Source organism: uncultured Hymenobacter sp. (assembly GCF_964242765.1).
Lineage (GTDB): Bacteria > Bacteroidota > Bacteroidia > Cytophagales > Hymenobacteraceae > Hymenobacter.
The window spans coordinates 30,607-43,087 of sequence record NZ_CAXTBM010000051.1 but is presented as its reverse complement, the minus strand read 5'-3'; the positions used below and the strand labels follow the sequence as shown (position 1 = coordinate 43,087).

Sequence of the window (12,481 nt, the reverse complement as noted above, 5' to 3'; positions counted from 1 at the left end):
GGCGAAGTGGTGTTTAGCACGGCCATGACGGGCTACCCCGAAAACCTCACCGACCCATCTTTTGCCGGCCAGATCCTGGTACTCACCTATCCGATGGTGGGCAACTACGGCGTACCCGGCGAAGAACTGTACGAGTCGATTTCCAAGATTTTCGAGTCTGACAAGATCCATATTGCCGGGCTGGTGGTCAACTACTACTCGGAAGAGCACAGCCACTGGAACGCCACCAAGAGCCTCGGCGACTGGCTGGCTGAGTACAACATCCCGGGCATTTTTGGGGTGGATACGCGCATGCTCACCAAAAAGCTGCGCGAGAAAGGGGCTATGCTCGGCAAAATCGTGGCCGAGGAAGACGTTCAACTTCACGACCCCAACCAGGACAACCTAGTGGCCGCCGTAAGCCAAACTGAAGTGCAGCACTACGGCAAGGGCCGGCACAAAATCGTGTTGGTGGACTGCGGCACGAAAACCAATATTATCCGCTGCTTTCTGGAGCGCGACGTGGAATTGATTCGGGTGCCCTGGGACTACAATTTCAATGAAATCGACTACGACGGCCTATTCCTAAGCAATGGCCCCGGCGACCCGAAGATGTGTGAGGCCACCATCGGCCACCTGCGTACGGCTCTACAGGCTGATAAACCCATTTTCGGCATTTGCCTTGGTAATCAACTAATGGGCCTAGCGGCTGGCGGCGACACGTTCAAGCTGAAGTACGGCCACCGCAGCCACAACCAGCCGGTGCTGCTTTCCGGCACCAAGCGCAGCTACATCACCTCCCAAAATCATGGCTTTGCGCTGGATACCGCTACGCTGCCTGCCGAGTGGGAAATGCTATTCGAGAACCTGAACGACGGTACCTGCGAAGGAATCCGCCACAAAACCAAGCCGTTCTTTTCCACCCAGTTCCACCCCGAAGCCGCCGGCGGCCCCGAGGATACGGAGTATCTATTCGATGACTTCTTGAAGGCCGTTGCAGACCATAAAGCCGCTAAGTAGCAACACAAGCAAACCCACAACAGCTAGTTATTCGAACAGAAGTTTGTCGTAGGCAAGCATCTTTTTAGTTTCCCTCAAGGGAAGAACAAGGGTTTTTCGCCAAGCTTAACCCCATCACTTCTTAAAGCGCTACTCTTATGCCGGTGAACAATAGAGGTTTGCAGAACTGGGGGTATGTGTTGTTAGGAGCGGCGGCATTCGCGGCGTTTTACTTCATCAAGAACCTTAAAGAGGAGGCTATCTTCGAAGCAATGTTGGGCAAGAAATCAGACGTAGTTCTTTCGGCCATGAATACGGCCAAAACTTCCCCCCACATACTTAGCCGAACAGGGAAGATTGTCTCTAAAAAATTTCAGGTTGATAAACTTGGTTCCAAACAGGATACGCTCGCCTTTCGAGTCATCTTGAAAGGCGAGAAGTCTACCGCAACCATCAAAACCCAGGTGATCAGACAGGCATCTCGCGAGTGGAAAATGCTAAAGAGCGACACCGTTTTCACCGATTAAAAGCACTGCCGCCAGCCTGCCCTCATAAGCAGCTCGCTTCGGCAAGTTCAGCAGGACTGCCTTTCGGCATGACCGTTATGACGGTCTGTTACCCCAACCTTTAGAATGGAAAAACCCAACAAAGTTCTTGTTCTCGGTTCCGGCGCACTTAAGATAGGCGAGGCCGGGGAGTTTGATTATTCCGGCTCTCAGGCGCTCAAGGCGCTCAAGGAAGAAGGTATCCGTACCATCCTTATCAACCCCAATATTGCCACAGTACAAACGTCGGATGGCATGGCCGACGACGTGTATTTCCTGCCCGTGACACCCTTCTTTGTGGAGGAAGTCATCAAGAAGGAACAGCCCGATGGCATTCTGGTGGCATTTGGCGGACAAACCGCACTGAACTGCGCCGTGGCTTTATTCCGTGGGGGCGTGTTCGAGAAGTACGGAGTGAAAGTGTTAGGTACGCACGTGCAGTCGATTATCGACACCGAGGACCGGGATATTTTCAAGGAGAAGCTAGAGCAGATTGGCGTGCTCTCGGCTCGCAGCGTGGCCGTGACGACGATGGACGACGCGCTGGCGGCGGCCGAAAAAATTGGTTTCCCCATCATCGTGCGAGCGGCGTTTGCGCTGGGCGGGTTGGGCAGCGGCTTTGCCAACAACATGGACGAGTTGCAGGCGCTGGCTCAAAAATCCTTCACCACTTCCGACCAGATTCTGGTGGAAGAATCGTTGAAGGGCTGGAAGGAAGTGGAGTACGAAGTGGTGCGCGACCAGTACGATAACTGCATCACGGTCTGCAACATGGAGAACTTCGACCCCATCGGGATTCACACGGGGGAAAGCATTGTGGTGGCACCTTCGCAGACGCTGAGCAACCGCGAGTACCACAAGCTGCGCAGTATCGGCATCAAGACCATCCGGCACCTCGGCATTGTGGGCGAGTGCAACATTCAGTACGCACTGGACCCGGTTTCTGAGGACTACCGCGTGATTGAAGTGAATGCGCGTCTTTCCCGTTCTTCGGCGCTGGCTTCCAAGGCAACAGGGTATCCGCTGGCGTTTGTGGCGGCCAAACTGAGCTTGGGCTATTCGCTGTCGGAGCTGAAAAACAGCGTGACGCAGACCACAACGGCGTTTTTTGAGCCGGCCCTGGACTATGTGGTGGTGAAACTGCCGCGTTGGGACTTAAGCAAGTTCGAGGGCGTAAACCGGCAGATTGGTAGCGCCATGAAGAGCGTGGGCGAAGTGATGGCCATTGGCAAATCCTTCGAGGAAGCTATTCAGAAAGGCTTGCGCATGCTGGATACCGGCAAGCGTGGCTTTGTAGCCAACCGGCCCGAGACCGTCAACAAGTCCACTATTGATAAGCTGCTGAGTGAGCCGAACGAGGAGCGCATCTTCGCTATCAACCATGCTTTCGAGGCGGGCTACACGCTCGACCAAGTGCACGCGCTAACCCGCATCGACCACTGGTTTTTGCAGCGCCTGTACACCATTTTCCAGCTTGGCAACCAACTCGCGTCCTTGCGCGGCACCGGCCTTGGTGCTTTGGAGACGACGTTGTTGCGGGACGCCAAGAAAGCCGGCTTCTCGGATCAGCAGATTGCCGTGAAACTGCTCGGTGAGGGCGACGTGAAAGCCGACGAGCTATTGGTGCGCGCCCGCCGCAAGGCGTTGGGTGTGCTGCCGGTTATCAAGCAAATTGATACGTTGGCGGCCGAGTTTCCAGCTAAAACTAACTACCTCTACAGCACCTACCACGGCACCGAAAACGACCTGGCGCCCGAAACCGACAAGTCGGTGATGGTGCTAGGATCGGGTGTGTACCGCATTGGCAGTTCCGTGGAGTTCGACTGGTGCGGTGTGAATGCGGTGCAAACGGCAGCCGAAGAAGGCTACAAAACCATCATTCTCAACTACAACCCGGAAACCGTTTCGACGGATTACGACGTCAGTGACCGGCTGTATTTCGAGGAGTTGAGCTTCGAGCGGGTGATGGACATACTGGAGTTCGAGCAGCCGGAGGGCCTCATTCTCTCTACCGGCGGCCAGATTCCCAACAACTTAGCCACTCGTTTGCAGGAAGCACAAGCGCCTATTCTGGGCACTTCACCCTCCCGCATCGACGAAGCCGAAAACCGCCACAAGTTCTCCAGCATCATGGACGAGCTCGGCATTGCGCAGCCGCGCTGGAAAGAGCTGACTTCCATGGACGCCATGTTCGAGTTCGTGAAGGAAGTGGGCTATCCGGTGCTGATTCGGCCTTCGTATGTGCTATCAGGAGCGGCTATGAACGTGGTTTCCAACGCTTTCGAGATGGAGTCCTACCTTAAAGCGGCCACGGAAGTGAGTGCCGAATACCCGGTGGTGGTATCGGAGTTCATGCAGGAAGCCAAGGAAATTGAGTTGGATGCGGTGGCTGCCAAAGGTGAAATCGTGAGCTACGCCATTTCCGAGCACGTAGAGTTTGCCGGTGTGCATTCCGGCGACGCTACCATGTACTATCCGCCGCAGAAAGTGTACGTGCGTACCATCCGCAGGCTGAAAATCATTGCCGAGAAGGTGGCCAAGCGCTACGAAATCAGCGGCCCGTTCAACATTCAGTTCTTGGAGAAAGACGGCGAAATCCGCGTGATTGAGTGCAACATCCGGGCTTCCCGCAGCTTCCCGTTCGTGTCGAAAGTATCGGGCAATAACCTGATTAAGAAGGCGACGAAAGTGTTGCTCGGCTTGAAAGTAGAGCGCGACGAGAGCGAGCGGGTGTACGATCTGCCTTTCGTGGGCGTGAAAGCCCCGCAGTTCTCGTTCACACGTCTTCCCGGCGCCGACCCTGTACTGCGCGTGGACATGGTATCGACCGGCGAGGTGGGCTGCTTGGGCGATACGGCCGAGGAGGCCTTGCTGAAGTCGATGCTGAGCGTGGGCTACAAGATTCCAGAGAAAACGGTATTAATTTCCGGTGGCCCAATCAAGTCGAAAGTAGCGTTGCTGTCGGCGGTAGAACTGCTGGTGAAGCGCGGCTACATCATCTACGCTACGCAGGGCACGCACCGTTTCTTTGCCGAAAATAACGTGCCGAGCAGCCTGCTTTTCTGGCCCGACGACCACGTAGAGCCCAACGTGCTGACGTATCTGAAAGAAAAGAAAATCGACTTGGTCATCAACATTCCCAAGAACCTGTCGAAAGGCGAGCTGGACAACGACTACAAAATCCGCCGCACGGCCATTGACTTCGGCATCCCGCTGCTAACCAACGCCCGCCTGGCCAAGTCCTTCATCCAAGCTTTCTGCACACTGAAGCTTGAAGATTTGAAAATCAAGAGCTGGAACGAGTACAAGGCAATGTAATTCTAGAAAAGACCGTCATACCAAGTTTATCGAAGTATGACGGTCTTTTGCCTTCAGGCCAATCAGAACACTTTACTATGAAGAACTTTACCTCCTTCGCCGATGCGGGCGACTATAACGCTTTGCTCAAGCAAGCTCTTGAAATAAAGGCAAATCCGTACGGCTACCAGCACATTGGCAAGAACAAGACTGTTGGGTTAATTTTCTTCAATCCTAGCTTGCGTACGCGCCTTAGCTCTATTAAGGCAGCCTACAACCTGGGGGCGCAGGCGTGGGTGCTAAATGCCGGGGCGGACTCTTGGACGCTGGAAATGGCGGACGGTGCCGTAATGAACGGCGGCACGCAAGAGCATATCAAGGAGGCTATTGCGGTGATGAGCCAGTACTGCGACGTGCTAGGTGTGCGCACTTTTCCTACGCTCAAGGATCGGGATGAAGACTACCAGGAAGTGGTGTTCAACAAGATCCGGAAGTATGCCACAGTGCCCGTTATCAGCCTGGAAAGCGCCACGCTGCATCCGTTGCAGTCGTTTGCCGACTTGATAACAGTGGCCGAGTTCAAGCAAAAGGAGCGCGTGAAGGTGGTGCTTACTTGGGCCCCACACGTGCGCGCCCTACCGCAGTGCGTACCCAATTCCTTTGCCGACTGGTTTTCGGAAATCGACTGGGTGGACTTGGTTATCACGCATCCCGAAGGCTACGAGCTAGACCCGAAGTTCACGAAAGGCGCCCGAATCGAGTACGACCAGAAGAAAGCCCTGGAAGGCGCCGACTTTGTACAAGCTAAAAACTGGAGCAGCTACGAGCAGTATGGCCAAGTGCTCGAGAACGACCCTTCCTGGATGCTGACGCCCGAGCACATGGCGGGCACCAACGACGCTAAATTTCTGCACTGCCTGCCTGTGCGTCGTAACGTAGAAGTATCGGATGCCATTCTGGATTCGCCTAATTCTTTGGTGATTCAGGAGGCCGGGAACCGAGTTTTCTCGATGCAGGCGGTGCTGCATGAGCTGCTCAAATAACGTGTATAATTCGGGCAAATGGGTGATGTAGCGCAACTCTTTGCTGCTTCGCTCGTTCAAGGGCACTCAACAAAGTCTAGCTCATCAACTAGGCTTTGCATAGTTCACCCTAACCCCTTTTCATGAAAAAGCTACTTGTTCTCGCCGCAGTGTTCGTAACCGGTATTTCTGCCGCCAACGCGCAAACTTCGACCACCACGACTACTACGGTCCCGCAACAGAGCACTACTACCCAGCCGCAGCCTGCTACTCAGCCAGCAACTACGACTACCCCCACCACGGCTCCTACCATGAGCACTGCTCCTGCCACGACCACAACCGTTGAAACCCAGTCTAGCACCAGCGCTACCCCCGCTACGACTACCATGCCAACCGACGCCGACGTGAAGTCGAAAGACAAGAAGAAGAAGTCTAAAGTAAAGACTGACCCTAACAAGTAAACGCCTAGGTGCTCTGCACCTATCGTAAGAAAGCCTGGCTGCCTTTACGGCGGCCAGGCTTTCTTTTTGTTTGCAAAATGTACTCACTGCAAATGCAGCACTTGAAAACTGCGTTAAACCGTGCCGCAGTTTTAGTCTTGCATCGTCTTTAGTGGCACGACGGCAGGCTTCGACTGTTTGGATTTGCGACTCACCAGGAATACACCCCCGAAAATCAGTAAGGCCTGCAAGGCTTTGGCAGGGGTGAGCGTGTCTTTGCCCAAACTCACGGCAATAAGCACGGCTAAGGCAGGCTGCAAGTAGATGTAGGCACCGAGCAGAGCAGGGGAGGCGTATTTCAAGGCCCAATTGTTTAGCAGATACGCCAGGATAGTGAGGCACACCACCATGTAGACAATAGCGGCCCAGATACTAAGTGGAAAACTAGCATAGTTAGGCTCCTGCACTTGCTGCCAGCCGGCTGGAACCGCTAACACAGCGCCTACCAGAAAGATGCGGGCCAGCACCGTGAATGGGTGGTACTTGCGCATCAGCGGCATCACAATAACCAAGTACACCCCAAAAGCAGTAGCGTTGAGCAAGATGAACATATTGCCCAATGTACCGTCCTGGCCGGCCACGGCTACCGGGCCACTACGACCCAGAATAATGAGTGCCGCACCTGCTCCCGCCAGCACAATGCCTAGCAACCGGGGCAGCGTCAGTTTTTCGCCGAGCAATACCACTGAGGCCAACACCGTCACGATGGGTGCTACCGTTTGAATGAGGGAAGCATTGATGGGAGAAGTGAGGTTGAGCCCGGAAAAGAACAGCAACTGGTTGAGCCCAATGCCCAACACGCCACACGCTACGGCCCGCAGGTTGTCGGCGCGGCCAACGATACGGTCGTGGGGCGCTACTAGGCGACTGACGATGCTGAAAAATAGTGTGGCTCCCACAATACGCAACAGCACCAGCCCAAACGGCCCCATATAACGGGGCATGACATCCTTAGATATACTATAATTGGCCGCATAAATCAGGGCCACCAGAAGCAGGGCCGCGTGGACCTTAACGGAATTTTTCATTGTCCGCAAAGTTACGGCAGATGAGGTGCGAGGTACAACAAATCTGCTCCGCACTCGGTGGCGCCCGTACGTAGCCTCGCAGGGCGGTTTTTAACAGGCGAGTTGGCACGGCCAAATGGTCCAGAAATAGATTTCCATAGCCTCCGCGCGCCATCTGCCGTACTTTCACAACCTGAATTTATATCCTATGTCCACCGGCTCCCTTTTCGATTCCGAACCCACACCTGCTTCCAACCTGCGCCCCAAAGCAGCCGATACGGCCCCGCTAGCCGAACGTCGACGGCCCCGCACGCTCGATGAATACGCCGGGCAGCAACACCTTATTGGCCCGGAGGGCGTATTGCGCCGCTACCTAAATGCCGGCCGTCTGCCGAGTTTGATTCTGTGGGGTCCACCCGGCGTCGGCAAAACCACGTTGGCGCACTTGCTAGCCGAGGAGCTACACAAACCATTCGTGGCGTTGAGCGCTATCAATGCGGGCGTGAAAGATGTGCGCGAGGTAATCGACCGGGCCAAAAAGCAGCGCGGCACCATCTTGTTTATCGATGAGATACACCGCTTCAGCAAAAGCCAGCAAGATGCGCTACTTGGGGCCGTGGAGCAGGGTATCGTTACGCTGATTGGCGCTACCACCGAAAACCCTTCGTTCGAGGTGATTCCGGCCGTGCTGAGCCGGGCGCAGGTGTACGTGCTAGAGCCGCTCAGCAAAGAAGTGCTTACGGACCTCGTTGATAAAGCCCTCACCGAAGACGAGCAACTCAACCAGAAAAACGTGCGCATAGCCGAGTATGGCGCCCTGCTCACCATCTCCGGCGGCGACGCCCGTAAGCTGCTCAACCTGCTCGAAATTGTAGTAGAGTCCAGCCGACCCGACCCGAAAACCCACGAAATCATCATTACCGACGAGGTAGTGCAGCAACTCGCGCAGCAGCACCTAGCGCGCTACGACAAAGGCGGCGAAATGCACTACGATGTTATTTCGGCCTTTATCAAGAGCATCCGTGGCTCCGACCCCAACGCGGCGCTTTACTACTTGGCCGTGATGCTGGAAGGAGGCGAGGACCCGAAGTTTATAGCAAGGCGCTTGCTCATACTAGCTTCCGAAGACGTGGGCATGGCCAACCCAAACGCCCTGATGCTGGCCAACAGCTGTTTCCAGGCCGTCACGGTAATTGGCATGCCGGAAGGCGATATTATCCTAGGGCAAACGGTGGTGTATCTGGCTACTTCGCCCAAGAGCAACGCCAGCTACAAGGCCATCCGGGAGGCGCGGGCACTGGTGCGGCAGCAAGGCGTGCAGTCAGTTCCGATTCCGCTGCGTAATGCGCCCACCAAGCTCATGAAGGACCTCGGCTACGGCGGTCAGTACCAGTACTCGCACGACTACCCCGGCAACTTCGCCTACCAGGAGTTCATGCCCGAGCAGCTCAGCGGCACCACCTTCTATCACCCCGGTCATAACCCCGCCGAAACCAAAATTCAGGACCGCCTGCGCCAACTGTGGGGCGAGAAGTATGGGTATTAATGGGGTAAGAAGTTGACTCTGGAGCGTCCTGACAAAAACCCGCAGACATTTCTGCTGCTTTGTTGTAATGGATGAAGCTAGCATTGCGATACATACTGCAATTAGCAAGCGTCAGATCAGGCAGTATGTATTGACATTTCGCTCGGCTAAGCAGTAGTTCGGGTGGCCTGAATGAATAACTTGCTCGCCGTTGTTGTTCCAATTAAAAGCAAATGCAACTTGTTACGTCTGCTTTTGCGTCATTCGCTTTCAATCAGTTTAATCTGTTCTTCTTTTCATGCGACAATTCTTTAAGTACGTGCTGGCCACCATCACCGGCATTTTTATATTAGGCCTGCTTGGCTTGGTGTTGCTGGTGGGCTTTGTGGCCGCGCTGGCCTCCTCCGACAAGGAGGTGACCGTAGCAAGCGACTCGGTGCTAGAGCTGAAGCTCGACCGGCCCATTGCCGAGCGCGAAAGCCGGGATTCCTTCGGCTCCGCGTTCAGCAACCAAGCCGACAACATTGGTTTGGATCAGCTGAAAGCCACTATCCGCCGGGCCAAAGCTGATGGCGACATCAAAGGCATCTTCCTGAACGTGGAACTGGTGCAAGCTGGCATGGCGTCGCTGGAGGAAGTTCGCAATGCGCTGATCGACTTCAAGAAGTCGGGCAAGTTCATTGTCGCGTATGCCGATGCCGCATCCGAGAAAAGCTACTACCTCACTTCCGTAGCCAACCGCATCTACCTCAATCCGCAGGGTACGCTGGAGTTCAACGGTCTGAGCTCGGAGACGATGTACTACAAAAACCTGTTCGACAAAGCTGGTATTCAGCCGCAGATCTTCCGGGTAGGCTCTTTCAAAAGCGCCGTAGAACCATTTTTTCGCGAGAACATGTCGGATTCAGCGCGGCTGCAAACCTCGTCGTTCCTGAATTCCATCAACGATTTTACGCTCGGCAATGTGGCCACGGCGCGTAAGATTGCGCCTGCGCGTCTCAAAGTTATCTCCGACTCCATGCTGGTGCATAACGCTGATGATGCCAAGCGCCTCGGCCTCGTTACGCACCTCGGCTACTACGACCAAGCTCTCGACTACATGAAAGGTAAGCTCGGCGTAGAGAAAGACGACAAGCTTAGCCTCGTGAACCTCGGCGACTACAGCCAAACCGACGACGATGAGGAAAATAGCAGCAGCAACCGCATTGCCGTGGTGTATGCCGATGGCGACATCGTGACCGGCAAAGGCGGCAACGACAACATCGGCAGCACCCGTTTCGCGGAAGCCATTCGCAAAGCCCGCCTCGACGATAAAGTGAAGGCTGTGGTACTGCGCGTAAACTCGCCCGGTGGCTCATCTCTCGCATCCGACATCATTTACCGCGAGGTGATGCTCACCAAAAAGGTGAAGCCTATTGTCTGCTCGATGTCGGATGTAGCGGCCAGTGGCGGCTACTTCATTGCCATGGGCTGCGACACCATCGTGGCGCACCCGAACACTATTACGGGGAGCATCGGCGTGTTTGGCGTGCTGCCCAACGTCGAGCCGCTGCTGCGCGACAAACTGGGCATCACGACGGACCGGGTAACGACCGGCAAGTTCTCGGACTTCCCGACGGTGACGCGGGCCCTCACGCCTTTCGAGAAAACGCAGTTCCAAAACGAAATCAACCGCATCTACGCCGACTTCACCACCAAGGCTGCCCAAGGTCGCCACATGCCCGTGGAGCGTTTGCGTGGGTTTGCTTCCGGCCGGGTGTGGTCGGGCTCCGAAGCCAAAGCCCGGGGCTTGGTTGACGTATTAGGCTCGTATGATGATGCCTTGCGCATTGCGGCCCGCCGCGCCAAGCTGAAGGAAGGTGACTACCGCATCCAGAAACTGCCGCGCCAGAAAACCTTCGCCGAATCCATCTTCAGCGGCTTCAGTGAAGAAGCGAAATTGCGGTTGGTAAAAGAAGAAATGGGCCCGATGTACCCCGTGTACCAGCAGTACAAAAAGCTCTCGGAAATGAAAGGCACCCAAATGCGCATGCCGTTCGAGGTGAACATTCAGTAACACATCTGTAGAAAACCGGTTGTCATCCTGAGCTTGCGAAGGACCTCTTCCCGCCAGCACGAATAGTTGTCACAACGATTTTCGCGCTACGGGTGTAAGGTTTTTCGCAAGCTCAGGATGACAACTTTTATTAGTTAAAGTTCAACAAGAAAACCGACTACATGCAGCACCTTCACCAAGCCGCCGACTACCTCCGCCAACGCCTTCACGACTTCACGCCTGAGTTTGGCATTATCCTCGGTACCGGCCTCGGGGCTCTGGTCAAGGACCTGACCGTTCATCACACGTTTCCCTACGCCGAGATTCCCAATTTCCCGGTTTCGACGGTGGAAAGCCACTCCGGCAACCTGCTGGCCGCCGAGTTGGCCGGCCGCAAGGTGCTGGTGATGCAAGGCCGCTTTCATTACTATGAAGGCTACACAATGGAGCAAGTGGTGTTGCCGGTGCGCGTGATGAAGCTGTTGGGTATTCAGAAGCTGTTCGTGAGCAACGCGGCTGGCGGCTTGCACCCCGACATGGAGTACTCGGATTTGATGCTGCTCGAAGACCACATCAACCTGCAACCTACCAATCCGCTGGTTGGCAAAAATCTCGACGAGCTAGGCCCCCGCTTCCCCGACATGCTGGAACCCTACGATGCTACGCTGCTGCAACAAGCCGAGGAGGCCGCCCGCACCCTCGGCTTTGCTGATAAAGTGCGGCGGGGCGTATACGCCAGCCTGCCCGGCCCCATGCTCGAAACGCCCGCTGAGTACCGCTACCTGCGCACCATCGGGGCCGACGCCGTGGGCATGAGCACAGTGCCTGAAGTTATTGCCGCCGTGCATATGGGCCTGCCCGTGCTGGCCATCAGCGTCGTCACCGACTTATGCTCCCCCGGCAAGCTCAAGCGCGTGGCAATAGCCGATATTCTGCGCGTAGCCGCCGCCGCTGAGCCCCGCCTCACGGCCTTGCTGCAAGCTGTGGTTGGGATGCAGTAGGTGCTACGGCCAGAGTCGCCACTTCGTAGCAGAAGTAGTGTTAAAGAATAAAAAGGCCCGTTCCTAACCAGGAACGGGCCTTTTTGTGAGTAGTTGAATTGTGTTACGGCTGGGCCGTGAAAACGTATTCCTCCTGTTTGTTTTCCTTGTTGGTCCAGTGGTAGCGCATTTCGGAAGCGGTGAGCTTCGTTAAAATGAATTCGTGGTTGGCGCCCTTATGATCAGTGAAATGCAGGATGGTGTTGCTGCCCATCAGCATCCAGGTGCCATTGTACGTGCTGCCGTTCACAAACTGATTTTCAATGTACGTACCGTCGGGGCGGAAGGTGAGGCTGTATCGGTCTTTGATGGCCGTGCCGCTGCTGGTGGCTTGGCCGCTTATCTGGATAGCATCGAGCCGCCAAGAACCCGTAGTGAGCTGCTGGCTGTAACTGATTGCCGGCTCGGGGTCTTCTTCGCTGCAACTTCCTAAGCCTAAGGTCATAAAGGTAAACAAGAATAGAAAAAGCGGTAAGCGTAGAAGAGGCATAAGCTGGAAAATAGAAAGTGACAAGGATGCTTTAGGGAGCCT

At 55.2% G+C, this 12,481-nt stretch carries 10 protein-coding genes; 8 read left to right on the top strand and 2 right to left on the bottom strand.

What is annotated here, in order from left to right:
- From carA to ACFE7X_RS18760, 5 genes are all read left to right on the top strand, one after another.
- On the top strand, window positions 1–999 hold a 999-nt coding region (gene carA / locus ACFE7X_RS18780; protein ID WP_375437225.1), incomplete at its 5' end, for a glutamine-hydrolyzing carbamoyl-phosphate synthase small subunit.
- 137 nt (window positions 1,000–1,136) lie between these two features.
- Complete coding sequence (locus ACFE7X_RS18775; protein WP_375437224.1) at window positions 1,137–1,505, top strand: hypothetical protein; 369 nt, start codon at window positions 1,137–1,139, stop codon at window positions 1,503–1,505.
- Between the two features lie 105 nt (window positions 1,506–1,610).
- Window positions 1,611–4,841: a carbamoyl-phosphate synthase (glutamine-hydrolyzing) large subunit gene (gene carB / locus ACFE7X_RS18770; RefSeq protein ID WP_375437223.1), complete on the top strand. Its 3,231-nt coding sequence runs from the start codon at window positions 1,611–1,613 to the stop codon at window positions 4,839–4,841.
- Window positions 4,842–4,918: 77 nt separating this feature from the next.
- The gene (locus ACFE7X_RS18765; RefSeq protein WP_375437222.1) at window positions 4,919–5,863 is read left to right on the top strand and encodes an N-acetylornithine carbamoyltransferase; all 945 of its coding nucleotides are present in this window, start codon (window positions 4,919–4,921) and stop codon (window positions 5,861–5,863) included.
- A gap of 122 nt (window positions 5,864–5,985) precedes the next feature.
- Window positions 5,986–6,303: a hypothetical protein gene (locus tag ACFE7X_RS18760; RefSeq protein WP_375437221.1), complete on the top strand. Its 318-nt coding sequence runs from the start codon at window positions 5,986–5,988 to the stop codon at window positions 6,301–6,303.
- Between the two features lie 131 nt (window positions 6,304–6,434).
- On the opposite strand, the gene ACFE7X_RS18755 is transcribed toward ACFE7X_RS18760, so the two are convergent.
- Window positions 6,435–7,370, bottom strand: coding sequence for a DMT family transporter (locus tag ACFE7X_RS18755; protein ID WP_375437220.1), 936 nt, complete (start codon window positions 7,368–7,370; stop codon window positions 6,435–6,437).
- Window positions 7,371–7,557: 187 nt separating this feature from the next.
- Between ACFE7X_RS18755 and ACFE7X_RS18750 the strand changes: the two genes are divergently transcribed.
- The 3 genes from ACFE7X_RS18750 to ACFE7X_RS18740 all read left to right on the top strand — a co-directional run bounded on the left by ACFE7X_RS18750 (window position 7,558) and on the right by ACFE7X_RS18740 (window position 11,910).
- Window positions 7,558–8,895 carry a replication-associated recombination protein A gene (locus ACFE7X_RS18750; protein ID WP_375437219.1) on the top strand — a complete coding sequence of 446 codons (1,338 nt, stop codon included), beginning with the start codon at window positions 7,558–7,560 and terminating at the stop codon, window positions 8,893–8,895.
- 277 nt (window positions 8,896–9,172) lie between these two features.
- Window positions 9,173–10,930: a signal peptide peptidase SppA gene (gene sppA / locus ACFE7X_RS18745; protein ID WP_375437218.1), complete on the top strand. Its 1,758-nt coding sequence runs from the start codon at window positions 9,173–9,175 to the stop codon at window positions 10,928–10,930.
- A gap of 161 nt (window positions 10,931–11,091) precedes the next feature.
- Window positions 11,092–11,910, top strand: coding sequence for a purine-nucleoside phosphorylase (locus tag ACFE7X_RS18740; protein WP_375437217.1), 819 nt, complete (start codon window positions 11,092–11,094; stop codon window positions 11,908–11,910).
- A 103-nt stretch (window positions 11,911–12,013) separates the two neighbouring features.
- Here the strand turns inward: ACFE7X_RS18740 and ACFE7X_RS18735 are convergent, their stop codons facing one another.
- Window positions 12,014–12,439: a lipocalin family protein gene (locus ACFE7X_RS18735; protein ID WP_375437216.1), complete on the bottom strand. Its 426-nt coding sequence runs from the start codon at window positions 12,437–12,439 to the stop codon at window positions 12,014–12,016.
- Between the last annotated feature and the right edge of the window lie 42 nt (window positions 12,440–12,481).